At 63.2% G+C, this 26,553-nt stretch carries 16 protein-coding genes and 2 pseudogenes; 10 read left to right on the top strand and 8 right to left on the bottom strand.

What is annotated here, in order from left to right; all coding sequences use genetic code 11:
• Positions 1 to 261 precede the first annotated feature (261 nt).
• Positions 262 to 927 carry a response regulator transcription factor gene (locus ACYCFC_RS05780; protein WP_181084198.1) on the top strand — a complete coding sequence of 222 codons (666 nt, stop codon included), beginning with the start codon at positions 262 to 264 and terminating at the stop codon, positions 925 to 927.
• A 172-nt stretch (positions 928 to 1,099) separates the two neighbouring features.
• Here ACYCFC_RS05780 and ACYCFC_RS05775 read toward each other — a convergent pair whose 3' ends face one another.
• From ACYCFC_RS05775 to pqqF, 5 genes are all read right to left on the bottom strand, one after another.
• Complete coding sequence (locus ACYCFC_RS05775) at positions 1,100 to 2,074, bottom strand: IS110 family RNA-guided transposase (RefSeq protein ID WP_459653398.1); 975 nt, start codon at positions 2,072 to 2,074, stop codon at positions 1,100 to 1,102.
• A gap of 518 nt (positions 2,075 to 2,592) precedes the next feature.
• Positions 2,593 to 5,232 (bottom strand): hybrid sensor histidine kinase/response regulator NahK/ErcS', encoded by a 2,640-nt coding sequence (gene nahK / locus ACYCFC_RS05770; RefSeq protein WP_181084200.1) that lies wholly within the window; start codon positions 5,230 to 5,232, stop codon positions 2,593 to 2,595.
• Positions 5,162 to 6,289, bottom strand: coding sequence for a nitric oxide-sensing protein NosP (gene nosP, locus ACYCFC_RS05765; RefSeq protein ID WP_219852648.1), 1,128 nt, complete (start codon positions 6,287 to 6,289; stop codon positions 5,162 to 5,164). The genes nahK and nosP overlap by 71 nt, the downstream gene beginning before the upstream one ends.
• A 355-nt stretch (positions 6,290 to 6,644) precedes the next feature.
• Positions 6,645 to 7,835, bottom strand: a complete 1,191-nt coding sequence (locus ACYCFC_RS05760) for a porin (protein WP_181084204.1) — start codon at positions 7,833 to 7,835, stop codon at positions 6,645 to 6,647.
• A 212-nt stretch (positions 7,836 to 8,047) separates the two neighbouring features.
• On the bottom strand, positions 8,048 to 10,573 hold the full coding sequence (gene pqqF / locus ACYCFC_RS05755; protein ID WP_459653397.1) for a pyrroloquinoline quinone biosynthesis protein PqqF: 2,526 nt from the start codon (positions 10,571 to 10,573) through the stop codon (positions 8,048 to 8,050).
• A 179-nt stretch (positions 10,574 to 10,752) separates the two neighbouring features.
• Here pqqF and ACYCFC_RS05750 point away from each other — a divergent pair.
• Both ACYCFC_RS05750 and ACYCFC_RS05745 read left to right on the top strand, forming a co-directional pair.
• Positions 10,753 to 11,286, top strand: a pseudogene (locus ACYCFC_RS05750) (LytS/YhcK type 5TM receptor domain-containing protein); the annotation flags it as partial.
• Positions 11,260 to 12,270 (top strand): annotated as a pseudogene (locus ACYCFC_RS05745) (diguanylate cyclase domain-containing protein); the annotation flags it as partial. The pseudogenes ACYCFC_RS05750 and ACYCFC_RS05745, both read left to right, overlap by 27 nt.
• A gap of 255 nt (positions 12,271 to 12,525) precedes the next feature.
• Here ACYCFC_RS05745 and hemH read toward each other — a convergent pair.
• Both hemH and ACYCFC_RS05735 read right to left on the bottom strand, forming a co-directional pair.
• Positions 12,526 to 13,551 carry a ferrochelatase gene (gene hemH / locus ACYCFC_RS05740; protein ID WP_459653396.1) on the bottom strand — a complete coding sequence of 342 codons (1,026 nt, stop codon included), beginning with the start codon at positions 13,549 to 13,551 and terminating at the stop codon, positions 12,526 to 12,528.
• 226 nt (positions 13,552 to 13,777) lie between these two features.
• Positions 13,778 to 13,996: a hypothetical protein gene (locus ACYCFC_RS05735; protein WP_459653395.1), complete on the bottom strand. Its 219-nt coding sequence runs from the start codon at positions 13,994 to 13,996 to the stop codon at positions 13,778 to 13,780.
• Positions 13,997 to 14,170: 174 nt separating this feature from the next.
• Here ACYCFC_RS05735 and putA point away from each other — a divergent pair, with 174 nt between their 5' ends.
• The 7 genes from putA to ACYCFC_RS05700 all read left to right on the top strand — a co-directional run bounded on the left by putA (position 14,171) and on the right by ACYCFC_RS05700 (position 25,422).
• Complete coding sequence (gene putA / locus ACYCFC_RS05730; RefSeq protein WP_459653394.1) at positions 14,171 to 18,118, top strand: trifunctional transcriptional regulator/proline dehydrogenase/L-glutamate gamma-semialdehyde dehydrogenase; 3,948 nt, start codon at positions 14,171 to 14,173, stop codon at positions 18,116 to 18,118.
• Between the two features lie 116 nt (positions 18,119 to 18,234).
• Positions 18,235 to 19,452 (top strand): MFS transporter, encoded by a 1,218-nt coding sequence (locus tag ACYCFC_RS05725; RefSeq protein WP_459653393.1) that lies wholly within the window; start codon positions 18,235 to 18,237, stop codon positions 19,450 to 19,452.
• Between the two features lie 61 nt (positions 19,453 to 19,513).
• Complete coding sequence (locus tag ACYCFC_RS05720; protein WP_459653392.1) at positions 19,514 to 21,484, top strand: TonB-dependent receptor domain-containing protein; 1,971 nt, start codon at positions 19,514 to 19,516, stop codon at positions 21,482 to 21,484.
• Positions 21,485 to 21,543: 59 nt separating this feature from the next.
• Entirely contained in the window at positions 21,544 to 22,581 is a 1,038-nt protein-coding gene (locus ACYCFC_RS05715) for a FecCD family ABC transporter permease (RefSeq protein WP_459653391.1), read from the top strand.
• Between the two features lie 2 nt (positions 22,582 to 22,583).
• Positions 22,584 to 23,627 carry a FecCD family ABC transporter permease gene (locus ACYCFC_RS05710; protein WP_459653390.1) on the top strand — a complete coding sequence of 348 codons (1,044 nt, stop codon included), beginning with the start codon at positions 22,584 to 22,586 and terminating at the stop codon, positions 23,625 to 23,627.
• Positions 23,627 to 24,478: an ABC transporter ATP-binding protein gene (locus ACYCFC_RS05705; RefSeq protein ID WP_459653389.1), complete on the top strand. Its 852-nt coding sequence runs from the start codon at positions 23,627 to 23,629 to the stop codon at positions 24,476 to 24,478. Before ACYCFC_RS05710 ends, ACYCFC_RS05705 begins: the two co-directional genes overlap by 1 nt.
• A complete protein-coding gene (locus tag ACYCFC_RS05700) occupies positions 24,475 to 25,422 on the top strand; it encodes an ABC transporter substrate-binding protein (protein WP_459653388.1) in 948 nt (315 codons plus the stop codon). Before ACYCFC_RS05705 ends, ACYCFC_RS05700 begins: the two co-directional genes overlap by 4 nt.
• A 74-nt stretch (positions 25,423 to 25,496) precedes the next feature.
• Here the strand turns inward: ACYCFC_RS05700 and ACYCFC_RS05695 are convergent, their stop codons facing one another.
• Complete coding sequence (locus tag ACYCFC_RS05695; protein ID WP_459653387.1) at positions 25,497 to 26,327, bottom strand: undecaprenyl-diphosphate phosphatase; 831 nt, start codon at positions 26,325 to 26,327, stop codon at positions 25,497 to 25,499.
• Positions 26,328 to 26,553: the final 226 nt, after the last annotated feature.

Genomic DNA, 26,553 nt, shown 5'->3' with positions numbered 1-26,553 from the left:
AGCGGCATTGACCCGCGCACGGGCCATCGCTGGTATTCTCCCGCCGCTCGGAGTGTGGGCTGGCTGGAGTTACGGCTGCGACGCTGCGCGACCGCTACCCGCAAAGGGTCACTACTACTTTGGTGCCGGTTCAAGTGTCGATTGTAGGATTTCAAAAAGACGCTCGGTGAACTGTAATGTGTCCGACCGAAGTACTGGGGCATTACAAGCCCTCGTACACACGATCTGCACACCATAATCAAAACAATGAGGTGACCGGTCTTGTACAAGATACTGATCGCAGACGACCATCCGCTCTTCCGCGAAGCCATTCACAATGTCATCAATGACGGCTTTCCGGGCAGCGAGATATTGGAAACGGCCGATCTCGACAGCGCTCTGGCGCTGACACTGGAAAACGACGACCTGGACCTGGTGCTGCTGGACCTGAACATGCCCGGCATGCACGGCCTCAATGGCCTGATCAACCTGCGCAACGAAGCGCCGACCATTCCGGTGGTGATCGTTTCCGCCGAACAGGACAAGCAGATCGTGCTGCAGGCCATCACCTACGGCGCCTGCGGTTTTATCACCAAGTCCTCACCACGGGCACAGATGACCGAAGCCATCGAGCAGATCCTCAACGGCAATGTCTACCTGCCCTCGGACATTATCCGCAGCCAGAAGGCGACCACCCGCCACTCCCATCACAATGAATCGAGCATCCCTCCCGAACTCCTGCAGGCGCTGACCCGCAAGCAGTTGCTGGTGCTGGAGCGCATGACCAAGGGTGAGTCGAACAAGCAGATCGCCTACAACCTCGACATCGCCGAAACCACGGTCAAGGCCCACGTCTCGGCCATCCTGCGCAAGCTCAACGTGCACAACCGGGTGCAGGCGATTCTCTCGGCGGGCGATATCGATTTCGCGGCCTATCTGCGCCGCTGAACCGTAGGGCCGAATTCATTCGGCCATGGATTCGTGGGTCGGGTCACGCTTCACCGACCCGACTGGCGGAGTCGAGAACATTCGCCTGGTTGTGCCCCGTATCGTCGGATTACGCCTGCGGCTAATTCGACCTACAAAAGCCAAAAGTGTGTGGTAGATACCGTCTTGCCCCTCACTTCGCAATAGCGAGTTCGGGGTTGAACGGTTCGCCGGATTTCAACACGCCATAGGCGATACAGAGCAATTTACGCATCGCCGCGCAGATGATCTGTTTGCCGGCTTTGCCTCTGGCTTTCATCCGCTCGACCATTGCCCGAATGGCAGGGTTACGGCTCATGGACGTAATGGCTGGCATGTAGAGCCCTGCGCGCAAGCTGGCCGACCCCATGCGGGAAATCCGCACATATCCTTTGAGTATTCCCGAGTCCTGTAGCTTGGGATTGAGCCCTGCAAAAGCGGTGACCGCTCGGCTGCTGTCGAAGCGTTGAATGTCCCCCAGTTCAGCCAGCAGAAGCGCTGCTGTCTGCTCAGCAATGCCGTCGATGCTCGAGAGCAGGTCACGCTGGCCGCGCAAGTCATCGTTGTCGTCGAAATGCTGCTTGATCGCTTCCAGCGTCTCGGCGATTTGCTGGCGTAAATGTTCAAGAACCGACTCGATCGACGCCTTGACCTTGGTCTCGCGGGTCACGTCCAGGCGGTTCTGTTCCATCTGCTCCAGCTCCTGAAGATCCTTCAGGCGATGCACCAGGGCCTTGAGGCGGCGAATGGACGGTGGATCAGGCTGCCAAGCACGCAGCTTGGCCTGATGCAGGCTGCCATAATCGGCAATGAGCTTGGCGTCGACCTTGTCGGTCTTCACCCGCTGCAATTGGCTGCGGGCGTAATAGGCAACTTGGGCCGGGTTGAGGACGCACACCCGGTAACCTCGCGCGAGCAGCCATTCGGCCAGGGCTTCGTAGTAGATGCCCGTCGCCTCCATGACGACCCATGCCTGCGGCTCGGCGTACTTGAGCAGCCATTGCTGGAACACCTCAAAGCCTGCTGAGTCATTGGTCAGCTTGCCTTTGGTGCGGTGCTTGCCGTAGCTCTGCAAGGTTGCGATGTCGAATGTGTGTTTGGCGATGTCGACGCCAACGACTATGGCCATGGTTTTCCTCCTCAGTGAACGGATAGATCGTCACTGCATCCGTCCTACCTTGCTAATGCGAGCTCGTGGCTCAAGATACCGTTCGGACTTACTGGATGAGTGCGGAGGAGTGCAGCGTTATCTACGTCACAAGCTCGAAGCTTAAGGGCGGGTACTACTTGCACTCTCTCCCCCGATGATCAGCCGGGGACTATCGCCTCCTGAAAGGCTGCAGTCGAGATACAAGGTCGGGTCACGCTTCATCGACCCGACGAGCGGGGTCGGGGTTATTCGCCGGGTTACGCTCCGCAACGTCGGATTACGCCTTCGGCTAATTCGACCTACAAAGCCCAAAGCGGGCTCTGCGTTGTTGTAGGTCGGGCCACGCTTCATCGACCCGACTGGCGGGGGTCGGGGTTATTCGCCGGGTTACGCGCCGCCTCGTCGGATTACGCCTTCGGCTAATCCGACCTACAAAGCCCAAAGCGGGCTCTGCGTTGTTGTAGGTCGGGTCACAGCTCGCACCGCGAATGGCTTTCTCACCCCACCTGACCATGCTCGAGCATATGACACATGGCGGTTTTCAGCTTCATCGGGCGGATCGGTTTGTGCATCAGCATGTGCCCCAGCTCCCGAACCTGCAGTTTGAGGTCGTTGCTGTAGTTGGCGGTGATCAGCAGCACCGGTAGTGAGCTGGCGCGGCGCTCGTTGACCGTGGTGACCACGTCCAGGCCGTTGCAGCCGTTGTCCAGATGATAGTCGGCGATGATCAGGTCGGCATCGGCGTGGAAGTTGTCCACCTGCCGCGCCAGGTCTTCCTCCGAAAGCGCGGTAGTCACCACACAGCCCCAGCCTTCGAGCAGAGTGCGCATGCCAGCGCAGATGGCTGCGTCGTTGTCGAGCACCCAGACCCGCGCACCGTTCAACCGTTCCAGCACCAGCTCGGTGGTGGTTGGCTCCGCACGAACCTTTGACGCACGCCGGGCCAGCGGCACCTCGACAGCGAATACCGAACCGCGCCCCGGCTGCGAGCGCACCATGATCCGATGGCCAAGCATGCGCGCGATCTTTTCCACGATGGCCAGGCCCAGTCCGAGCCCGCGATCCTGGTTGGGCTGCACCGCATCCCCGCGTTTGAATTCCTGAAACACCTCCTCCAGCTTGTCCTCGGCGATGCCCACACCCGTGTCCCAGACTTCGATGGACAGGCTCTGACGCCGCCGCCGACAACCCAGCAGCACGCGCCCCGTGGGGGTGTAGCGAATGGCATTGGTCAGCAGGTTGCGCAGGATCCGCGCCAGCAACTGGATATCGCTGCGCACCAGGGCCGAGCTGGGAATGTAGTCCAGCCGCAACTGTTCACTGCCGGCAATCTGCCGGAATTCAACGGCCAGGTTTTCCAGCAACTCACTGACAGCGAACGAGGCGATATCAGGCTTGATCACGCCGGCATCGAGTTTGGAAATATCCACCAATGTGCCGAGCAGGTTTTCCACGTCCTCCAGCGAGTTGCTGATATTGCGAATCAGCCCCCCGTTCGGTGCCGCTGGTTGCTCCAGCAGCGCGCTGGTGAACAGCCGCGCCGCATTGAGCGGCTGCAGCAGGTCGTGACTGACCGCCGCGAGGAACTTGGTCTTGGACAGGTTGGCCAGCTCCGCTTCGCGCTTGGCTTCGCGCAGGCGGGCTTCGGCATGTGCGCGCTCGTCGATTTCGCACAGCAGCTGCTCGTTCAGGCTGGTGAGCTCGGCGGTTCGTTCCCGCACCCGCTGTTCGAGATTCTGGTAGGCCTGATGCAGCGCCTCAGCGGTGCGGCGCCGGTCGGTGATGTCCTGGATCAGCACGAAGATGCCGGCCACCTCACCACTGGCCAGGCGATTGGGCACATAGGAGCGCAGCATGTAGCGCTGCTGGCCGGCATGGTTGGGCTCGGCCATCTCGAAGCTGATGTTTTCACCGGACAGCGCCCGCTCGATATAGGGTTCAAGCTGCTGCCAATGCTCCCCGCTGTGGATCTCGCGCAGGCACTGCCCGAGCATGCCGTCCCTGGGCCAGCGATACCATTCCTCATAGACCTTGTTGGTGAAGGCGTAGGTCAGGTCCGCCGAGACATAGGCGATCAGCGCCGGCACATGGTCGGTGATCAGGCGTATCCAGCGCTCGCTCTCGCGCAGCGCCTCGGCATGCCGGTAGCGCTCGGTGATGTCGGTAAAGGTGTTGACGAAGCCGCCGGTGGGCAGCGGATGGGTGCGGATTTCCAGGGTACGGCCATCGAACAGGTGCTGTTCCAGTTCGCTCAGTGGCTGGCCGCTGGCACCCCTTGTGTTGGGCGTCAGCAGTTTGAGTTCGCTCTCGGCCATGACCTCCTCGAAGGGTCGGTGCGCCTCGATCGGCGCCAGCCCGCAGAGTTCCAGAAAGCGGCGATTCCACAACTCCAGGCTGCCATCGGCGCTGATCATCGCGACTCCCTGGGACAGGTTGTCCACGGCGCGCTGCAGCAGCCGCGACTTCTGCGCCAGGGCCTGTTCGCGGCGCATGGTTTCGCTGATCTTGACCTCGGTGATGTCGGTATAGAGCATCACCAGCCCGCCTTCGCGGGTCGGGCGCTCGCTGACCTGCACCCAGCGCCCGTTATGCAGGCGGTAGACTGTGGGCTCGTTGCCCTTGCCGCGGTGCTCCTCGGCGATCAGTCCACTGCTGTCGGCCAGGCGACGCATGTCCGACAGCCGGGTGCCGCCATTGATGCGGGCGCCGGTGCGGCTCCAGAGCGATTTGAAGCGTCGATTGAAGAGGACGATGCGCTGATCGTTGTCGAACAGCACGAAGGCATCGGAAATGCTCTCGATGGCGTCAACCAGATGCTGGTGCGCGGTTTCCGCACGCAACCGGGCATCACTGAGCAGGCGGTTGCTGGCCTTCAGCTCGGCCATCGCCTGGTTCAGCGCATCGGTGCGCTCGCGCACCTGCTCGGCCAGCTCCACCGAATGCTGAAACGCCGCATAGGAGGCATCACGCCCGGAACTGCTGGATTCGATACGCTCGATCAGTGCCGCATTGATCCGGTGCAGCTTGGCGTTCTCACGTTCGAGCTCGGTCAGTCGGTTCGACAGCTCAGCGACCGCCTCGTCCTCCGGGACGGCCAATGGCGACCCCGGTGAAGGTCTGATTGATGTGCATGCCATTGAACTGTTCTCCGTAGGTGTTGAAGCCGATCACCTTCTGGCGTCGGAGAAAGGCGGACGTCTGCTCCGTGGTGCCGTTGCCCTCGATTTCCATCCGTCGCAGAAAGCAGTCGCAACCTATGGTCAGCAGGGTTTCGCCGAGCCGCTGTTCGAGGCGTTCGAACAACATCTCAAGGTTGGGCATCAAGGGACCGGGACGCATGGCGGTCAGCACGATGCCGTTCTCCACCGCGCAATAGAAGGTCAGGCTCAGGTCTTCGTTGACCTTCTGGATGGAGCGCACGTAGTACTGTTCATTGATGCGCACGGCCAGCGGGTGGGCAGCGAACAAGGCATGGTTGAGATCGCTGACGTTCACCCCGATCAGTCGGGCGTATTCCTCGGCGGCGGGCTCGGCGTTCAGCTCATAGACCCGCCGGGCATTGCTGTCGGCCATCGTCACCACCAGCTTTTCGCTGCGCGGCAGCATGTGATGCGTGGTGAATACTTCGAAATCCAGCCAGGTATTGATCAGCACCACGATGGCCGCGCCGCTGCGGAACTTGCCCTCGTAATAGACGTAGGTGTCGTTCAGGTGGTTGTCGTCACCGGCCGACCCGCCGAAATGCGGAATGCTGCCGAACGCGGCGCTGAGTGCCGAGAGAACGATTTCCTCGCGGCTGGACAGGCCATCGAGCAGGGTCAGGGCGAAACTGTGATCCTTGATCGGTGCCAGCGAGTTGCTGCGGCAATCGCTGCCAAGGCGTTCGACCAATTGCTGGGCATCGATCAGGCTGAAGCGGTCCATCTCGACGATCAGCTCGCTGGAAATGGAAAAGCTGCGGTGATCGAAGCCGACCGCCGTCACGCAGCTACGGTTGTAGCCTTGGGCGGTGATCTCCCCCGCCGAGGTGCAGCCCACCAGGCGCACACCGCCGAAATACTGTTGCAGCGCATCGCCCAGGGCTGGCAGGTCGTACTCGGCTGAACAGAAGAACAGCACGAAACCAAGATGGGGATGAATCAGCTGGCGGGCCAGATCTTGGGCCACGGTTTCAGCATCCCTTGCCTCCGACATCGCCGTGCGTATCACCTCGGCTCTTTGTTCGATCACGCACCGCACTCCCGTACCACCTGAATCGGATAGCAGGCCATTGAAAAACTACCTGACAGCTCTCATTTTTGGTCAGGGCACGGGGCAGGCAAATGCTACTTGAGTACCGGTGACGGCCTGCCAAGGTCGTAACGCGACGAAATCACGCATGGCGCAGACGAAAAGGCCGGCATTCCGAGGAATACCGGCCTTCTGTGATGCGGCGCAGTGTTGACCACTGTGCCCAGGGCGTGGTGTGCGCTCAGCGCACGGGCCACTGCGATGCAACGGATGGAGCGACCTACGGTTCGGATTCCAGCCGTGCCCTGTTGCGCGCGGGTTAGAAGCTCAGCGCAGCACCTACGGCAAAGGTGCGGGTGTCTTCGTCCAGAGCGGCGGTATTACGCCCACGGACTTCCAGTTCGTTGAGCTCGGCCACCAGCGTCAGGTTGTCGTTGATGCTGTGGAACAGCGCGATACCACGGGTTTCGAAGTCGGCAGCCGTACCCAGGCCGTTGCCATCATCCTCTGTCTTGCCGTAGGACAGCGCCACGCGGTTCTTGCCAAAACGGTAGGAGCCTTGGAGCAGGTAACCGTCGCTGTCTACTTCGCGCAGCAGCGCCTCGCCGAGGTTGTTGGTGAAGAAGGGGTTGATGCCTTCGGCCTGGAAGCCGGAAGCGGTCACCGACAGATCACCCATCTTCGCCTGCACGCCGTAGCTGATGCCCTTGGAGTCTACGTCACGCACGCTGCTGTCGGTGTTGTCCGAGCTCTGCTGCATGCCGCCGAGCCAGGTGTAGAACTGCGCACCGCCTGCCTCGAACTGATAGGTGATTTCGGTCTCGAAGCGCGGCGTGTCCTGATACGCCTTGTTCAGGGCTGCGCTCGTATCGCTGGTGGTATCCACCGGGTCCATGATGCCGACAGCAACACGCAGGCCGCTCATGACCGGCGAGCGATAAGTGACCTGTGCTGCCGGGAAGGGATAGGGGTAGCCGGTACCAATGTTGCCGAAGGAAACGCCGCCACCATCCACCAGGCCAAGGGTGTCGCTGACCTGGCCATAGCCGGTGAGCATCTCGTCGAGCAGGATGTTGGAGCGGGCGAACAGGCCGAAGTCCTTACCGAAGAGCACTTCACCCCACTCGTCATTGGCGACGGTGGCGTAGAACTGGCGGACGTCGATGCCGCTTTCGGTGCCATTGCTTTCACTGTCGTTGATGGTTACCCAGAACGAGGAGCGGCCACCGAGCTTGAGATCGCCGACCTGCTTGCTGAAGTTGAAGCCGATGTAGTTGGGCAGGAAGCCCATCTTGACGCGCGACTGGTTGCGGTCGAACTGCTCACCGGCACGGTCCACCTTGCTGTGGACGTAGAAGGTGTTGAAGTAACCATCGGTGGAGAAGGTGGTGCCTTCCTGATCGTCGTACAGCACGATTGCGGCCATGGCTGACTGACTCAGCCCCATGGCGATCGCGCTGGACAGAGCCAGGGGCAGAATTCGGGTAAAGGTTTTTTTCTTGTTGTGCATGGCGCTCTCCGCTTGATGTGACGACGGGCAGTCGTGTCGAGGCGGATTATCGAAAGCACCACGGATGAGCCATACGCTGCCATAGCGGCGTATGGCTAGTACTTTGGCTGTAGACGGGGGCTTGAGCTGCAAGCAGGCACGAGCAGAGCCGGAGGAAGCAGCGCTTAGGTAGTAAGCCGTAGCGCTTTAGCAGGTGATTCAACCTGTCAGGTTCAGGACCAGTGTGCATCCGGGGCGGCTGCATTGGCCAGAACCCGCCAGCCGCCAGCGCCATGGCGCACAAAGTCCAGCGCCGCCAGCACCTGCGCTGCACTGAGGTTGGCCATGACTTGCGCCACCCGTGCCGGATGTTCATCTTCGTGACCCGCCAGCCAGGCTTGTCCGAGCTGCTCGGCACAGGCACGCAGGTCAGCCGTGCCGGCCACATGGCGCAGGGACAGTTCACGCGCGGTCTCTTCGATCTGCACAGCCTGACTCGCCAGTTGCGCGGCGAGATCCTCTAGAAAGACCTCGATATGTCCGAGAATCTCCACTGCCGAAGCCGTTGGCGACTGCATGGCGAAGAGCATCCCACCCTGGCCAGCGAATGAGGCGAAACGACTGAAAACGGCATAGCCCAGTTGCAATTCACTGCGCAGACGACGGAAAAAGGCGCGTTCAAGCAGGCGCCCCAGCACTCGCCAACTGGCCTCGACCTCGCAGTCAGCATTTGCTGGCAACGGACAGAACAGCAGCAGAGCTGTCTCGCCTCGGTTCTCTTGCGAACCGAGCCTGTGCCAGTGATGGGCATCCGGACTGGTCGTCAACTCAGGCTGTGCCGACATGGCTTGTCCGGGCAACGCAGCAATCGCCGCTTGTAGCGGGCCACTGAGATCTGCTGCGAAACCCAGAGCCAGCCCCTGCCATCGGGCGCCCTGCCAATGTTGCCTCAGCCCGGTCTGCTCCAGCGAAGCCTGCTCGGTTCTGGGTGTCGCCTCGGCGAGCAAGCGCGGCAGCAATGTCAGCAGCTGGCGAATCGGCAATTCATCGCCGCCCAGCCTGAAGGCACGCTCGGCCAGTTGCGGCCCTTGGGCGAGAGAAGTTTGCGGCGGCTTGGCCAGCAATGCGGCCAGGTCTTTCAGAATCAGCGGAATGGCTTCGGCAATGCCGTACAGACTCAGCAGCCAGCCATGTCCCAGATCCTCGAAACGCAGCTCGACGCCGGCTTGCCGCGCCGCCCAGACCCGCGATTGCAAGGCGTGCCGAAGCGCCTGCCAGTATCCCGCCGAAATCGTGCTGGGCATGAATCGCCAGCGCAGATACAGCGCTGCACGCCCGTGTGCATCCTCCGGGCCGAGCCAGTGCAGGGCCGGTTCGAGTGCGTCTGCTTTGCCTCGCAGGCCGGCTTGCAGCCAGGAATTGGCCTGCGGCTGCCGCCAATGCCAAGCGATGGAGGCTGCTCGCTCTGGCGTTTCGAATCTCAGGCGTAGCGGAAAACCAGCGGTTTCGATGGGTTCACAATGGCTCGTGTCTGTGGTCAGTACAACCGGTTGCGCAGCGAGCACCTGTTCGAGCACGCCCCCCAGCGCCTGGCGGACTGCCGCCTCGTCGCTGCCATCGCTCCAGGCCAGTGGCTCGACCCAGTGCCTCAGCCGCGCCAGGGGCTCGGCTACCTGCAAGCCGCGCCGAAGCACGCGCAAGTATTCCTCGCGACAGGCCTGCCAGCGGGCTTCACTGGAAAAGAAGCGCAACCAATCGAACAATGCATCGACGACCTGCGCCCGCCGCGCAAGGCCCTGCTCAGTCAGCGTCGCCTCGATCACCATTACGCCCTGCCCCGCATACCAGTACGGCACACGCAGCTTCAGCAACTGGCATAACCCTTGGTCGCGCAGGCGTGACAGCAGGCTCTCCGGCGCTTCGGATGCGATCCAGCTGGACAGATGATCCAGCGCCGACAGGCCATGCGCGGACATCCCGTCGAGGGCGAACCCCAGCAGCAGGCGTGGCGCAGCCTTGTCCAGCTGCAGGCGCAGCCAGGCCTCGCGCGGATATTGCAAGGGCGGCGCATCACGCCGAATGAAGGGGCCAGCGGCAAGCGAACCATCAGCCAGCCGCGCCAACCGCATCAGTTCGGCGTGCGCATGCGGGCCGGCCAACAGCAGTTCGATCTGCCCCGTGCGGTAAAAGCGCTGATGATAGCCAAGCAGCGCCTGCTGGAAGTGCTCATCCTCGACGGGCAGTGTTTCGCGGTTGCCGGCGTGAAAGGCGCTGAACGGATGGCCGCTGCCGAGCACCTGCCCCAGCGCCGCATCGCACAGGGTTTCGGCATCCTCGACGCGCGCCCGGTATTCGGCATGCAGCACCTCGCGTTCACGCTGTTGCGCGGCAGGGTCGAGCAGCGGTCGGGCAAGCATGTCCAGCAGGCGCGACAGGCCTTCTTCGAGCCGGTCGGCGGGCACCTGGAAGAAATAGTCGGTGTGGCGCTCGCGGGTCGAGGCATTCAGTTGCCCGCCACAGGCCTGGACGAAAGGCATCAGGCTCTGTTCGACGGGATAGTGCCGGCTACCGAGAAACAGCAGGTGTTCAAGAAAATGCGCCAGCCCCGGATAGGCCGCGGGCGCATCGTGGGCGCCGGCATGCACGCGGACAAACGCGGCAGCCTGCGCCCCCTCGGGCAGGCACAGCAGGCGTACACGCAGGCCATTGGGCAGGCTGATCTGCGGTGGACGCTGGACAGAATCGGTTTGCAGAGGCATGGGCTATGGCGGCTCCGGCAGAGGTCCGGGCAGGATCGCGCCAAGCCGTGTTCGACACAATGGTGCCAAAGTATTGGCTCAGCAGGCCGTTGCAAACCATCTGCGCTGACGGATGCCTCGGCATGGACCATCAGGTAAGCTCGTAGCACAAAGCCAGTCAGTCAATCCGAGGTGCCGTGATGACCCTGACGCTTCTGCAGAATGCTGCCCTTCTCCTTGCGCTGTGCTGGCTGCTCGGCTTTACCCTGCATCACAGGGCCAACAGACATCCCACGGCTACCAATACCCTAACTGGCCTCTGGTTCGGTGGCGTCTGCGTGGTCGGCATGATGGTGCCCTTCACGCTGCAGCCGGGCGTCATCTATGACAGCCGCGCGGCGGTGTTGAGCATGGCCAGTCTCTTTGGCGGGCCGCTGACGGCAGCGATCGCCGCCGTCATGGCCGGAGGCTACCGGCTGTGGCTGGGTGGAGCGGGAAGCTACATCGGCCTGTTCAATATCGCCATGCCGGTACTGTTGGGTCTTGGCTTTCGTCTTGGCCACAAGCGTGGCCTGTGGAAGATCGGCTTCTGGCCATTGCTGGGCCTGGGACTCATTCTGCATGCCTCCGCGCTGATCTCCATGCTCGCATTGCCTTCGGTGGCCTCCCTGAGCATCGGGGAGCTGGCCCTGCCAACGCTGCTGATCATGCCACTGGCGACAGTGATGGTCGGCCTGCTGCTCGATGACCTCTCGCGCCACCACCGCGCCGAGCAGGCCCTGCTGGCCAGCGAAGCGCGCCTGAGTGCGATCACCCGTGCCATTCCGGACCTGCTGCTGGTCATCGATGAAGACGGTCAGTATATGGAAATCGTCTCCTCCGACAGCAGCCCGCCATTTGCCGGCTGCCAGGCGCTGACGGGCCAGAGCATGCACCAGGCGTTGCGCCAGGAGGATACGGAGCGCTTCATGGGACTCATCGAGCAGGCGCTGACCAGCAATACGCCGCTGACACTGGAGTTCCCCTACCAGACCGAGGAAGGTCTGAAATTCTACGATGTTCACGCACAACGCCTGGAAACACCGCCCGACGGCAAGCGCGCGGTGGTTGCCATCCTGCGCGACATCACCGAGCGCAAGACGGCAGAAGAACGCATTCATCACCTGGCCTTCTACGACCTGCTGACCGGCCTGCCCAACCGGCGCCTGCTGCTCGACCGCCTGCAGCAGGCGCTGACGAGCAGCGCGCGCAGAGGCTGCCACGGCGCCCTGATGTTCATCGATCTGGACAATTTCAAGAACATCAACGATGCCTACGGCCACCCGGTCGGCGACCTCTTTCTGCAACAGGCCGCCCAGCGCCTGCGCACCGGCGTGCGTGGTAGCGACACCGTGGCGCGCCTGGGCGGCGACGAGTTCGTGGTGATGCTCGAAGAACTCGACAGCCAGCCCGAAAGAGCCGCCGAGCAGGCCCGGCAGATCGGCGACAAGCTGCTGGCGACCCTGGCCACGCCCTATTCCCTGGAGGGGGAAATGCTCCACAGCAGCGGCAGCATCGGCATTGCGCTGTTCTGCGGTGTGGGCGTCAGCCCCGACGAGCTGATGAAGCGCGCCGACCTGTCGATGTACGAAGCCAAGAACAACGGCAAGAATGCGCTGCGCTTCTTTGACTCATCCATGCAGGACTGCATGCAGCAGCGGCTGGAACTGGAAGACGAGCAACAGCGATCAGAGGTCTGCTCGTAGAGCGGACGTTGTTCGGTCCTTGGATGGGCCTTGTTGAAGCCCGAGCATAAGGCCGAACTTGTTCGGCCTTGGATGAATGCATTCGACCCTACGGAATGAGCGGTCCGTAGCCTGGATTAGCCGAAGGCGTAATCCGGGGTTCCGCAGCAAGCCGACAATATAGGGTGGAGACACCCCTCGGCGAACGACCTTGCTCCCGCTCGCCAGGTCGGTGGAGCGTACCCCGACCTACAGCGCCCGCGGCGCCCGGCGGCACAGTGTCACCAGCGCCTGTACCCAGCTTTCATGAGTATTCAGGCAGGGAACCAATTGCAGCTCCTCACCACCGGCAGCCACGAATTGCTCGCGGCCACGGTCGCCGATTTCCTCCAGTGTCTCGATGCAGTCGGCGACGAAGGCCGGGCACATCACCAGCAGCTTCTTCACACCCTGCGCCGCCAGCTCGTCCAGACGGGCTTCGGTATAGGGCTCGATCCACTTGGCGCGCCCCAGGCGGGACTGGAAGCTCACTGACCACTGGTCCGGGCGCAATCCGGCACGTTTCGCGAAGGCAGCACCACTCTGCAGGCACTGGGCACGGTAGCAACTGGCAAGCACCGCACCTTCGGCACGCTGGCAGCAATCATCACTTTTCAGGCAATGCGCGCCGCTCGGGTCGGTCTTGTGCAAATGACGCTCGGGCAGGCCGTGGAAGCTCAGCAGCAGGTGATCGAAATCCTGCTCCAGATAAGGTCTGACGCTATCGACCAGGGCGTCGAGGTATTCCGGCTGATCGTAGAAGGGCTGCAGGATCGAGAGTTCGATATCGAGCCCCCTGTCACGAATGACCCGCCGTGCCTCTTCGACAGCGGTTTTCGTGGTGCTGTCGGCAAACTGCGGATACAGCGGCGCAAAGGTCACCTGGCGAATGCCCTGCCCCGCCAGTTTGACCAGCGCACGCTCGATGGACGGCTCGCCATAACGCATCGCCAACTCCACCGGGCCTTCCTTCCAGTACGGGCGCACGGCTTCGCTCAGGCGCTGGCTGAGCACCACCAGCGGCGATCCCTCCGGCCACCAGATCGAGGCATAGGCGTGGGCCGACTGTTGCGGACGCCTGACGAGAATCAGCGACACCAGCAGACGGCGCAGCGGCCACGGCAGATCGACGACATAGGGGTCCATCAGAAACTGGTTGAGATAACGCCGTACATCGGCCACCTCGGTGGACGCTGGCGAACCCAGATTGACCAGTAACAACGCCTGCTCTGTCATGCGTATTTCTCTGCCTTGTGTTGGGAGGATCGTGCCACGCCCACCGGAGTGGCCGGGCGGCGGCGCTATACTGCCCGAGCCGGGCGCCTGGATGCTACCCGACAGATCGAATCCGCAGGCGCTGGAATGGTTTGGACTGTCGCGGCTGTTTCAGGCAGGAGCAGGAGTGATACCAGGGGAGGATCGGAGCATTGCCAGCGGCCTTCCGTCGCCGCTGGCAAGAGCGCTACCCGCGCTTGTCAGAAGGGATCATCGCGTGGCGCCTGATCAGCGTATCGGCCGCCAGCAACGCCAGCAGCGGTAGCACACCGACCTTCAGCGCCAACGGCCAGGACACGACAAAGCCAATCAACACTGCCCCCGCCACCACGATGGCGGCAAGGCAATGTGCACAAAAGCGCCACAGTTCCATTGCAACGACCCGAGTATTCCGGTTGTTGAGCATGGCGAGCCCCTCTTGTTGTTATCAGCCTCGTACAAGGTCAGCGTAGTCACCGTGTACATATGCGCAAACACATTTTCATTTCATTAATGTGTCTGGCACGGTGTTTACAGGCGATCCGAATGTTTCGCCCAAGAAGGTCTAAGCTCTGTCAGAGAACCACAGAGGGCAGCCGCCATGACCACCCCCACGCTCGGCATCAGGCTCGATGACGCGACCCGCGAGCGACTCGCCGCAGCCGCGCACCGGCTCGATCGCACACCGCAGTGGCTGGTCCGGCAGGCCATCTTCGACTTCCTCGAACAACTCGATAACACAGGCCAGATAGGCGAGAGCAGCCGCGCGGGCACTATCGAGCAGGAAGCGGACCTGAACATCGAGCCGGCCAGCCTGCCATTTCTCGAATTCGCCGAATCCATCCTGCCGCAGTCGGTGCTGCGTTCTGCCATCACCGCCGCCTACCGCCGCCCCGAATCTGAAGCCGTGCCGATACTGCTGGAGCAGGCGCGGCTTGCGCCGGACAAGGCCACCGCAGCGCACGAGCTTGCCATGCGCATCGCTGGCAAGCTGCGCAACCGAAAAAACGCCGGCGGTCGCCAGGGGCTGGTACAGGGGTTGCTGCAGGAATTTTCGCTGTCCTCCCAGGAAGGCGTGGCGCTGATGTGCCTGGCCGAAGCCCTGCTGCGGGTGCCGGACAAGGGCACGCGCGATGCGCTGATCCGCGACAAGATCAGCACCGGCAACTGGCAGCCGCACCTGGGCAACAGCCAGTCGGTATTCGTCAATGCGGCGACCTGGGGGCTGATGCTGACCGGCCGGCTGGTGGGCACCCACAACGAGACGGGCCTCACCTCTTCGCTCAACCGGCTGATCGGCAAAGGCGGCGAGCCGCTGATCCGCAAGGGCGTGGATATGGCGATGCGGCTGATGGGCGAGCAGTTCGTCACCGGCGAAACCATCGGCGAGGCGCTGGCCAACGCCCAGACCATGGAAGCCAGGGGCTTTCGCTATTCCTACGACATGCTCGGCGAAGCCGCGCTGACCGCCGGGGATGCGCGCCGCTATCTCGCCGCCTACGAGCAGGCGATCCATGCCATCGGCAAGGCCTCGCACGGGCGCGGCATTTATGAAGGGCCGGGCATCTCGATCAAGCTCTCGGCCCTGCACCCGCGCTACAGCCGAGCGCAATACGAGCGGGTGATGGACGAGCTTTACCCGACATTGCTGTCACTGACGCAACTGGCCCGGCAGTACGACATCGGCATCAATATCGACGCCGAGGAAGCCGATCGCCTCGAACTGTCGCTGGACCTGCTCGAACGCCTGTGCTTCGAGCCTTCGCTGGCGGACTGGAACGGCATCGGTTTCGTCATCCAGGCCTACCAGAAGCGCTGCCCGCATGTGGTCGACTACCTGATCGACCTGGCTCGGCGCAGCCGGCACCGGCTGATGATCCGGCTGGTCAAGGGCGCCTACTGGGACAGCGAAATCAAGCTGGCGCAGATCAACGGGCTGGAGGGGTATCCGGTCTACACCCGCAAGGCCTATACCGATGTGTCCTTTCTCGCCTGTGCACGCAAACTGCTGGCCGCGCCAGAGGCGATCTACCCGCAGTTCGCCACGCACAACGCCCACACCCTGGCGGCGGTCTACCAGCTCGCCGGGCCGAACTACTATGCCGGCCAGTATGAATTCCAGTGCCTGCACGGCATGGGCGAACCCCTCTACGAGCAGGTGGTGGGCAAGGGCGATGGCCGTCTCGATCGCCCCTGCCGCATCTACGCGCCGGTGGGCAGCCATGAAACCCTGCTGGCCTACCTGGTGCGCCGGCTGTTGGAAAACGGCGCCAACACCTCGTTCGTCAACCACATCGCCGACACGAGCATCGCGCTGGAGGAACTGGTGGCCGACCCGGTGCGCACGGTCGAACGACTGCTGGCGGAAGAAGGCACGCTCGGCCTGCCGCATCCGCGCATTCCACTGCCGCGCAATCTCTACGGGGATGCACGGCTCAACTCCTGCGGCATCGACCTGTCCAGCGAACAGCGCCTGGCTTCACTGTCCTCCGCCCTGCTCGCCAGCGCGCATCGGCTTTACAGCGCAGCACCCCTGCTGGGTTGCGCGGCCTCCATGACAGCGGTCGCCGAACCACTGCTCAACCCGGCCGACCACCGTGACCCGGTGGGCCTGCTGCAGGAAGCAACCGAGGAAGACGTGGACAACGCCCTGCGCTGCGCCCAGGAAAGCGCAGCAAGCTGGCAGGCAACCCCGCCAACCGAACGCGCCGCCGCACTGGAACGGGCCGCCGAGCTGATGGAAAGCCGTATGCAGGAACTGCTCGGCGTGCTGGTTCGCGAAGCCGGGAAATCCTTCGTCAACGCCATCGCCGAAGTGCGCGAAGCGGTGGACTTCCTGCGCTTCTATAGCGCCGAGGTGCGCAGCAATTTCGACAACGAAACGCACCTGCCGCTCGGGCCTGTGGTATGCATCAGCCCCTGGAATTTCCCGCTGGCGATCTTCACCGGCCAGGTCTGCGCCGCCCTTGGCGCGGGCAATACGGTATTGGCCAAGCCTGCCGAGCAGACCCCGCTGATCGCCACGATGGGCGTGCAGATCCTCCATGAAGCCGGGATTCCCAGAGGGGCGCTGCAGCTGTTGCCGGGCCGTGGCGAAACCGTCGGCGCACGGCTGGTGGCGGATGAGCGGGTACGCGGCGTGATGTTCACCGGCTCCACCGCCGTCGCCTCGATCCTGCAACGCAGCATCGCCGGACGCCTGGACGCCCGTGGCCGGAGCATTCCGCTGATCGCCGAAACCGGCGGACAGAACGCGATGATCGTCGACTCCTCGGCGCTGGCCGAACAGGTGGTCATGGACGTCATGGCCTCGGCCTTCGACAGCGCCGGGCAGCGCTGCTCGGCGCTGCGCGTACTCTGCCTGCAGGAAGAGGTGGCCGAGCGCATCATCGCCATGCTCAAGGGCGCCATGGCCGAAGCGCGCATGGGCAACCCGCAGCGGCTGTCGGTGGATGTCGGCCCGGTGATCGATAGCGAAGCCCGCGACGCTATCGAAAAGCATCTGCAGGCCATGCGCGACAAGGGCCGGACGGTTCAGCAGATGGCCCGTGTCGATGCAGACGAGTGTGCCCACGGCACCTTCGTGATGCCGACGCTGATCGAACTGGAACGCCTCGATGAGTTGCAGCAGGAAGTGTTCGGCCCGGTGCTGCACGTGCTGCGCTACCGTCGCGCCGAGCTGGATGCCCTGCTCGACCAGATCAATGCCGCCGGCTACGGCCTGACGCTGGGGGTGCATACTCGCATCGACGAGACGATTGCCAGGGTCGTCGAGCGCGCCAGGGTCGGCAATCTCTACGTCAACCGCAACATCGTCGGCGCGGTGGTCGGCGTACAGCCTTTCGGCGGCGAGGGCCTGTCCGGCACCGGCCCCAAGGCGGGCGGTCCGCTGTACCTGTATCGGTTGCTCTCGGCCAGGCCCGATGACGCGCTGCGCCGGGCGCTGGACTTCGGCGGTACGCAGACGGCGCCGGAGATCCACCGAGACGAAGAACAGGAAAACGCCGCCCGGCTGTTCAAACAGTGGGCGCAGGACAACGGCATGCATGAACTGGCCGCACTCTGCGAGGGCTATCGCGAACAATCCCAGAGCGGCAGCACCCGGCTGCTCAACGGCCCCACCGGCGAGCGCAACAGCTACAGCCTGCTGCCGCGTGAATATGTGCTGTGCCTGGCCGAAACCGGGCAGGACCTGCTGACCCAGCTCGCAGCCGTGCTGGCCATCGGCAGTCAGGCGGTGCTGCCGGACACTCCGCCCGGTCGCAGCCTGATCGAGCGACTGCCGCAGGAAGTCCAGGCGCGAACCCGGCTCGTCGCCGACTGGAGCCGCGATGAGGTGCGTTTCGATAGCGTGCTGCACCATGGCGATGCCGACCAGCTACGCGACCTCAGCCAGCAGCTGTCAACGCGCAGCGGGCCTATCGTCGGCGTGCAGGGGCTGGCCCCTGGCGAAACCGATATCCCGCTGGAACGCCTGCTGATCGAGCGCGCCCTGAGCATCAACACCGCCGCAGCGGGCGGCAATGCCAGCCTGATGACACTGGGCTGATGTCACGTCGCACCTGTTCAACAGACAATCCACCACCAATGATAATGATTTGCATTTGATATAGCATTAGCAATCAATTAGGATGCTGCCCGCCTCTCTACCGAGCGTGCCGCCCTATGAACGTTGCTGAACAGTCAAGAATCGCTGTCAACTTGGCGATGCTGGTCAACATGCTGTCATTGGGGTCGCTGATGATGGTCATGCCGCTGGGGCCGGACCTCGTTCGCCACCTCGGCATGGAAGCCAGCCATGTGGGTTACATCAGCGGCGGCGCGACCCTCGCCGCCGCCTTCAGTGCGGTTGTAGCCGCTCCCTGGCTGGATCGCTTCGACCGCAAGCGCGCGCTCGTTACCCTGCTGACGCTTCGCTTCGTCCTTCTGCTCTGTTGCGCGCTGGCCACCCACGCCAATCAGCTCATCGCCCTGTTCATTCTGTCGGGCCTGCTGGCAGGCCCGATGGGCGCGGTATTGATGGCGGCCATGCTGGACATGATTCCGCCTGCGCAGCGCGGCAGGCAGCTTGCCTACGTCGGCATGGGCTTTTCACTGGCGGCCATCCTGATCATTCCCCTGTCGCTGGAAAGCGCGGCCCGCTGGGGTTGGACATCGCCATTCCTGATTCTGGGTGGCGCCGGACTGCTGCTGGCATTGCTGTGCCAGTTGCTTCTGCCCTCGCCGCCTGCTGCCAAGCGGCCACGCGGCTCGATCCTGCCGCTGCTTTCCTCGCGTTTGTGCCTGGCAGCCCTGGCCATCACCGCGCTGCAGATGTTCGGCCATTTCCTGCTGGTGCCGCACTTCGCCAATTACTTCCAGTTCAACCTGGATTTTCCCCGCAGCAGCCTGGGCCTGCTCTATTTCCTCGGCGGTCTCGCCAGCCTCGCGGCGATGCGCCTCGGTGGCGGCTGGATCGATCGCGGTGGCGCGGTGACGGTCGTGCTGGTCAGCAGCGGCGGCCTCGCCTTGGTAACCGCGCTGGGTTTCGCAACATCGCTGGGCGTCTCGCTCTACATCATCTTCACCCTGTTCATGGCGCTGAGCGCCGTGCGCAGCAACAGCACCATGACCATCGCCGCCGGCATTCCGCAGCCGCATCAGCGCGCGGCCTTCATGGCGTTCCAGGGCACGGTTTCGAATGTCGCCGCCGGGATCGGCAGCCTCTGCTCCGCGCTCTACCTGACGTCCGGCGCACAGCACCAGTTGATCGGCTTCGAGCACCTGGCCGGCTTCTACGCGCTCGTCGGGCTGGTGGCTGGTCTGGGCGTCCTCTACCTGCTGCATGGCCTGCGCCAGCGCGATGCCAGCCACCAGGAGATGACAGAACAACAGGCGGGATGAACCTGCCGGGGATTCGTGATCAGTCCGCTTCAAACAACATCAAGCAGCAACGGAGCATGCTATGCCAATCGTAAGAAACCGAGGAATCAGCCGTCCTCGTCACCTATCCCTGACCATCCTGGCCAGTCTTCTGCCGTTCTGCGCACTCGCGGATGATCCGGTAGCACTGAAGAACGAAGTCATCACCGCCACCCAGACCGCCCACAGCGAACTCAGCGCACCGGCCAGTGTGTCGGTGGTGACGCGCGAAGAGCTGGAAAAGATGCCGGTCTACAACCTGGCCGACGCGGTGAAGTATTTGCCGGGCGTGCACATCAACCCGTCTTCATCCTATGGCCGCAAGGAAATCAAGCTGCGCGGGATGGATTCGGACTATACCCTGCTGCTGGTCAATGGTCGCCGCGTGAATTCCCGCGAAGCCCTGACCTCCAACTACGCCAACGACTTCGACCTGTCGTCGATTCCCATGGCCGCCATCGAGCGCATCGAGGTGATCCGTGGCCCGATGTCCTCGCTGTATGGCGCCGATGCCCTGGGCGGCGTGGTCAACGTGATCCTGCGCCAGCCAACGGAAAGAACCGCCGCCGGCCTCGCCTATACCTACGAGCACCCGACCGAAGGGGATTCCGGCGACAGCCACAAGACCAGCGGCTACATCAGCGGTGCGCTGATCGAGAACAAGCTACGCGGCAACCTGATCGTCGAAACTACCGACCAGGCGGCCTGGGGTTCCGAGCAGACCGTCTTCGCCAACACCGATGCGGTCGAGAAACGCCAGAACGGCAGCGCCTTCGGCACCCTCAGCTGGTTGCTGGACGAGCGCCAGAGCATCGACCTGGACATGAGCTACCGCAGCGATGACCGCAAGGCGATCTGGAACAATTCCGGCGTGTCCTTCCCGACCAACGTCCAGGAAATGGATCGCTGGACCCTGGGCCTGGCGCACAACGGCAACTGGGACGGCTTCAACACTCGCCTGCGCTACTACTACGAAGACGTCGACCTGATGGACGACTCCGAGCTCATGACCACCCTGCACGGCACCAAGGGTGACGTGCAGCAGAAGAACCACACCGTCGATGGTCAGGTCAGCGCCTTCCTTGGCAACCACCTGCTCACCCTGGGTGGCGAGTTCCGCCGTATCGAACTGTCGCACAACCAGAACCTGGGCGCGGATACCGAAGTCGATCAGAAGGCCATCTACCTGCAGGACGAATTCTCCATCGGCAGGCTCGACATCACCCTGGGCGGTCGCTGGGACGATCACGACAGCTTCGGTGGCGAGTTCAGCCCGCGCGCCTACGGTGTCTACAACCTGACCGACAACTGGGTGATCAAGGGCGGCGCGGGCAAATCCTTCAAGGCGCCGAGCATCTACCAGTTCGACGAGACCTACGGCGTGCTGGCCTGCCGTGGCAGGTGCACCCTGGTCGGCAACCCCGACCTGAAGCCGGAAACCGCCACCAGCTACGAGCTCGGCACGCTCTACCAGGACCAGCGTATCGAGGCCGGCATCATGTTCTTCGATAACGAGATCGAGGACATGATCTACACCGACAGCTGGCGTGCCGGTTACATGCCGAGCGTGATGACCTACACCAACGTCGACAAGGCGCGCGTCAGGGGCTACGAGCTGCAAGGCCGCTACGCTTTCAGCGATGCGATTGGCTTGCGCGCCAACTACACCTATGCGGACGCTGAGAACCGCGAGACCGACGAGCCCCTGCGCAACACGCCGCAGCACATGGCCAACATCGGTGTAGACTGGTCCGCCCTGCCGAACCTCGACCTGAACCTGGACTACCAGTACACGGGCAGCCAGTTCGTCTATGTCTCGGCCGCACAGCCCGAAGTCGAGTCCGGTGCTTTCCACACGCTCAGCGTCGGCGCCCGCTACAAGGCCACCAACGAGCTGACGCTCCGCGGCGGACTCAACAACCTGACCAATGAGAAGCGCGACGAGGTTGCGCAGTCGATCGACAACATCCTCATGGGTCGCACGCTGTTCGTGGGCTTCAGCTACGACATCTGACCCACCAACCCCCGGTGGTTTCGACCGCCGGGTTTCATCGGAGTAGTAACAGATGAACAATGGCAACGATTAACCAGTCGCTTCCCGGCCATCAGAAGACCGTCATCCTGTGTGGCGGCGGCCTGCTGCTGGGGTTGCTGGCGCTCTCGATGAGTATCGGCGCGGGTGTCTACGGCGCGGGTGACGTGCTCGGCTATCTGCTGGGCGATCCGCTCGCCGTGGCGGACGAGAAACTGGCCATGGTGGTCGATACGCTGCGTCTGCCCCGCACCCTGGCAGCGCTGGTGGTCGGTGCGAGCCTGGCGATCGCCGCCTCGTTGCTGCAAAGCGCGACACGCAACCCGCTGGCCGAACCCGGCCTGCTCGGCGTCAATGCCGGTGCGGTGCTGGGGCTGGTGATCGGCCTGATCTTCTTCGGCGTCGAGTCCACCCAGGGTTACCTGCTGTGGTCCGGCGCCGGTGCGCTGCTGGGCAACCTGGTAGTGCTGGTGATCGGGCTGATGCTCGGTCAGGCCAGCCCGCTGAAGCTGATCCTCGCCGGCGTTGCCCTGGGTGCGATCTTCAGCGGCCTGTCGAACTTCATGCTTCTGCGTACGCGCATCGCGCTGGAGCAGTTCCGTTTCTGGAACCTGGGATCGCTGTCGGCCTCCAGCCTGGATGCCCTGGCTACGGTGGCACCAGTCGCACTGTTCGGCCTGGTCCTGGCCGCCCTGCTCTGTCGGAAGCTGACGCTGATGCAGATGGGCGACAGCCAGGCGCGGGCGCTGGGCATTCATACCACCTGGGTACGCCTGGGCGTGCTGGCCGCCTCGACGCTGCTGATCGCCTGTGCGATTTCCCTCGCGGGCCCCATCGGTTTCGTCGGTTTTCTGGCCGCCTATTGCGCCCGCATGATCGAACCGGTGGCGTTGCTGCGGCAACTGCTGTTCTCCACTCTGTTCGGTATGGCATTCCTGCTGGCCGCCGACGTGCTCGCACGCTGGTTGCTGCAACCCTACGAGTTGCCGGTCGGTACCCTGCTGGCCGCGCTGGGCGCGCCGGCGCTGATCGCCATCGTGCTGCGCGGCGGTTTCCGTTCACTGCTGGCGGTGAGGTAGGCATGGCGACCGTTACCCCAACCGGCGTCTGGACCTTGCGTCTGGGCGCGATGAGCCTGTTGTTGCACCGTCGCAACTGGCTGATGTTCGCCCTCTTGTCGGTAGTGCTCGCGCTGCTGGTGGTGCTGGCGATCAGCCTGGGCTCGGGCAACATGGGCGTGCGCGACGTGCTCGCCACCCTGGCCGGCAACGGCAGCAAGCTGCACGAGATCATGGTGTTCAAGATCCGTATGCCGCGGGTCGCGGCGGCCATCGTGGCGGGCTTCGCCATGGGCATGGCCGGCTGCCTGATCCAGACCCTGGTGCGCAACCGCCTGGCCACCCCGGACATGATCGGCGTGAACGAGGGCGCGTCACTGGCGGTGGTCGGCTTCGCCCTGTACCTGACGCTGGGCAGCTGGCCCTGGTGGGCCTCCCCGCTGGGTGCGCTGCTGGCGGCAGCCGCGCTCTTCACGCTGTGCCGTCGGCCCGGCGAGCAAGGCTACCTGTTCATCATCATCGGTATTGCGCTCTCCGAGCTGCTCGGCGCCCTCGGCGATTTCGCCATGGCAACCCAGCCGTTGACCCATCTGGGCAACATCTACCTCTGGACCATGGGCCACTTCGCCGGGGTCAGCTACCAGACGGTCAATCCCATCGTGCTGGTGTTGCTGGTGCTCTGCCCCGTGATGGTGTTGCTCAACCGCCCGCTGGCACTGTTGCGCTTCGGCGATGCCACGGCGCGAAACCTTGGCGTACGGGTGCCGCTGGTACAGCTCGGTGTGCTCGGCCTGGCCATCGTGGTCGCCTCGCTGGGTACGGCCATCGGCGGGCCGGTGGTGTTCATCGCCATGGCCGCACCGATCCTCGCGTCCTGGCTGGCGCGCGGCAATCTCGCCCCCATCTGGCTGTCAGCCCTGTGCGGTGCGGTGCTGCTGCTGGGCAGCGACACCCTGGTGCGGGTATTGGCCCAGCCCGAGGAAATTCCCACCGGCATCATGACCCGGCTGCTGGGCGGCATTCTGCTGCTCGGCCTGCTGGTCAAGGACAGACGAGGAGCTGAATGATGACTGCCTTGCACGCTCGGAATCTGCATTTTGCCTACCAGGACAAGGTCATCCTGCGGGATATCTCCTTCTCGCTGCCCAAGGGCCGGCTGATCGGCATCGTCGGCCCCAACGGCAGCGGCAAGTCCACACTGCTCAAGCTGCTGGCGCGCCAACTCCCGCTGCAAGGCGGAGAGGTGGACATCCAAGGGCAGTCGCTGTCGAGCTATTCGATGAAGAGCCTGGCCCGACAACTGGCCTTTCTGCCCCAGCGTCCAGTGATGGTCGAAGGCATTCGCGTCGAACAACTGGTGCAGTACGGGCGCCATCCGCACCAAGGCTGGTTCAACCAGTGGAGCGACGAAGACGCGCGGCAGGTGGCCCGCGCGCGGGAGGCCATGCAGCTCGATGCCATCTGGCGGCGCCAGGCCTCGTCGCTCTCCGGCGGCCAGGCGCAGCGTGCGTGGCTGGGCATGATCCTGGCGCAGAACACCGACCTGATCCTGCTCGACGAGCCCACCAGCGCGCTGGATATCGGCCACCAGGCCGAGGTGATGGAGGCCGTGCACCGGATCACTCAGGAAGGCCGCACGGTGCTCATCGTCATCCATGACCTGGGTATCGCGGCGCGTTATTGCGACGAGCTGATCGCCCTCGCCGATGGCCAGATCCAGGCCATGGGGCCGGCACGCCAGGTCATGACCAAACATCTGGTGGATCGCCTCTACGACACCGACGTGGACATCCTGCCTGCGCCCGGTGACGGCGCGCCGGTGATCGTTCCAAGGCGCCGGTCGCTGGCGGCTGCCACGTCGGCCAATACCCGCACCGCACAGGTGCCCGAATTCGTTCAAGAGGATGCAACGCAATGATCGACAGGAACCTACGAAACCTCGCCGCGACACTGCTGAGCGGCCTGCTGGCACTGCCAGTACTCGCGGACACCCGGCAGGTGGAAGACGCCTTGGGCAACCCGGTGACCGTTCCGGCCGAACCGCAGCGAGTCATCACCCTCAGTGAAAGCGACCTCGACAGCGCGCTGGCCCTCGGTGTGGCGCCGGTCGGCACCGTCAATGGTCGTGGTCAGGCCGCGCCTCCCCGCTATCTCGAAGACAAGATGCCCGCCGGCATCAAGGTGGTCGGCGATCTCGACAACCCCAACCTGGAAACCCTGCTGGAACTGCAGCCCGACCTGATCCTCACCGGCCCGGTGAAACCGGAGCAGCTGGCGATCCTCAACGAGATCGCCCCTACCGTCGTCACCTACAACTGGGGAAGCCCTTGGCAGGAGAGTTTCCAGCGCACCGCCCACATCCTGAACCAGGATGCCCAGGCCAGGACCTTCATCGAAGGCTACGAAGCACGTACCGTCGAGGCGCGTGAGCGCCTGAAGGATCACCAGGGGGAGACCTTCAGCATCGCGCGCTGGAATCCCAAGGGGCCGTCCTACATGTTCAAGGAGTCCTTCGCCAGCACCATCGTCGAAGATGTCGGCCTGCGTCGCCCGGCCCACCAACAGGATGCTGGCCACACGCACTCCATGGCGCTGAGCCTGGAATCGCTGCAGCTGCTCGACGCCGACTGGCTGGTGATCGGTACCCTCGCCACCAGCGGCGAGGCCGTCGAGGCCATGCGTCAGGCCGAGGAAACCCCTGCTTTCCGGCAACTGACAGCCATCCAGGCCAAACGCTTCGGCCCCGTGGACGGCTCGCTCTGGACCTCCACCGGCGGGCCGCTGGCCGCGATGCAGGTGATCGAGGATATCGAAGCCATCGTCGTCGGCAAGGCCGATGCAGAGCCGGTGGCGAAGGACTGACCGATCCCGGCAACCCCAGACACCGGGTTGCCGACTCCGACTCAGATACTCTTGCCCTGAATTGGCTCCAGCCATCAACCCGTAGCGGTGCTCCAGTCGATCAGGCTGAATTGCCAGGTCGCCAGGATAAAGAGCCCAAAAGCGATTCGGTACCAGGCGAATGCCGCATAGCTGTGGTTACCGATGAATTTCAGCAAGGCGCGCACGGCCAGCATGGCGAAGATGAAGGAGACGACGAAGCCGATGGCGAATACCGGAAAATCACCTGGCTGGAACAGGTCCCGGTATTTGTAGCCCGAATACACTGCCGCACCGACCATGGTCGGCATGGCGAGAAAAAAGGAAAACTCGGTCGCCGCCTTGCGCGACAGGCCGAACAGCAGCCCGCCAATGATGGTCGCGCCGGAGCGCGAGGTTCCGGGAATCAGGGCCAGGCACTGGGCAAAGCCCACCTTCAGCGCATGGCTCCAACGCATGTCATCGACGGTTTCGGCCTGGATGCGATGCGGGCGCTTCTCCGCCCAGAGCATGACCACGCCACCGATGACCAACGCAGTGGCAACGGTAATCGGATTGAACAGGTATTTGTGGATCAGATCGGCAAACACCACACCCAGCACCACAGCCGGCATGAACGCGACCAGCAGATTGCCCGTGAATTTCTGTGCCTGCCTTTCCTTCGGCAATCCGGTTACCACATCAAAAATCTTGCGCCGGTACTCCCAGACAACGGCCAGGATTGCGCCCAGCTGAATGATGATATTGAAAGCCAGCGCCCGCTCACCACCGAAACCAATCAGATCGGCAACGATGATCTGGTGCCCGGTACTGGAAATTGGAAGAAACTCGGTAATGCCCTCTACCACCCCTAAAATCAATGCCTGAAAGGCAAGCCAAAGATCCATCCAATCCCCATCAGCAGTGCAGCCACCGCATTTGAATATGCAACAAAGGTATATGCCAGATAGCCAGCTCGGCGCTGTTCTGACTCACCGCGGACAAGTAAATTCACCGCCGCTGCGGTGTCATCCTCATTTTTTCAGGCGCGATGCCGAAACACTATTCACAAGCCTATGAAAATCAGGCATCGCCACCCGCTGACTGGGGCAGGATGCCACACGCCAAGGAATA

It is taken from the genome of Stutzerimonas sp. NM35, from assembly GCF_054604355.1.
This window is presented reverse-complemented; position numbering and strand designations above follow the sequence as displayed.

Bases quoted from the DNA above. Each gene is read 5' to 3' on its own strand.
- ACYCFC_RS05760 (WP_181084204.1), bottom strand. From the start codon at position 7,835: ATGCACAACAAGAAAAAAACCTTTACCCGAATTCTGCCCCTGGCTCTG.
- putA (WP_459653394.1), top strand. From the start codon at position 14,171: ATGACCACCCCCACGCTCGGCATCAGGCTCGATGACGCGACCCGCGAG.
- ACYCFC_RS05700 (WP_459653388.1), top strand. From the start codon at position 24,475: ATGATCGACAGGAACCTACGAAACCTCGCCGCGACACTGCTGAGCGGC.
- nahK (WP_181084200.1), bottom strand. From the start codon at position 5,232: ATGGCATGCACATCAATCAGACCTTCACCGGGGTCGCCATTGGCCGTC.
- ACYCFC_RS05725 (WP_459653393.1), top strand. From the start codon at position 18,235: ATGAACGTTGCTGAACAGTCAAGAATCGCTGTCAACTTGGCGATGCTG.
- ACYCFC_RS05715 (WP_459653391.1), top strand. From the start codon at position 21,544: ATGGCAACGATTAACCAGTCGCTTCCCGGCCATCAGAAGACCGTCATC.
- ACYCFC_RS05705 (WP_459653389.1), top strand. From the start codon at position 23,627: ATGACTGCCTTGCACGCTCGGAATCTGCATTTTGCCTACCAGGACAAG.
- ACYCFC_RS05735 (WP_459653395.1), bottom strand. From the start codon at position 13,996: ATGCTCAACAACCGGAATACTCGGGTCGTTGCAATGGAACTGTGGCGC.
- nosP (WP_219852648.1), bottom strand. From the start codon at position 6,289: ATGTCGGAGGCAAGGGATGCTGAAACCGTGGCCCAAGATCTGGCCCGC.
- hemH (WP_459653396.1), bottom strand. From the start codon at position 13,551: ATGACAGAGCAGGCGTTGTTACTGGTCAATCTGGGTTCGCCAGCGTCC.
- ACYCFC_RS05775 (WP_459653398.1), bottom strand. From the start codon at position 2,074: ATGGCCATAGTCGTTGGCGTCGACATCGCCAAACACACATTCGACATC.
- ACYCFC_RS05720 (WP_459653392.1), top strand. From the start codon at position 19,514: ATGCCAATCGTAAGAAACCGAGGAATCAGCCGTCCTCGTCACCTATCC.
- ACYCFC_RS05695 (WP_459653387.1), bottom strand. From the start codon at position 26,327: ATGGATCTTTGGCTTGCCTTTCAGGCATTGATTTTAGGGGTGGTAGAG.
- ACYCFC_RS05710 (WP_459653390.1), top strand. From the start codon at position 22,584: ATGGCGACCGTTACCCCAACCGGCGTCTGGACCTTGCGTCTGGGCGCG.
- pqqF (WP_459653397.1), bottom strand. From the start codon at position 10,573: ATGCCTCTGCAAACCGATTCTGTCCAGCGTCCACCGCAGATCAGCCTG.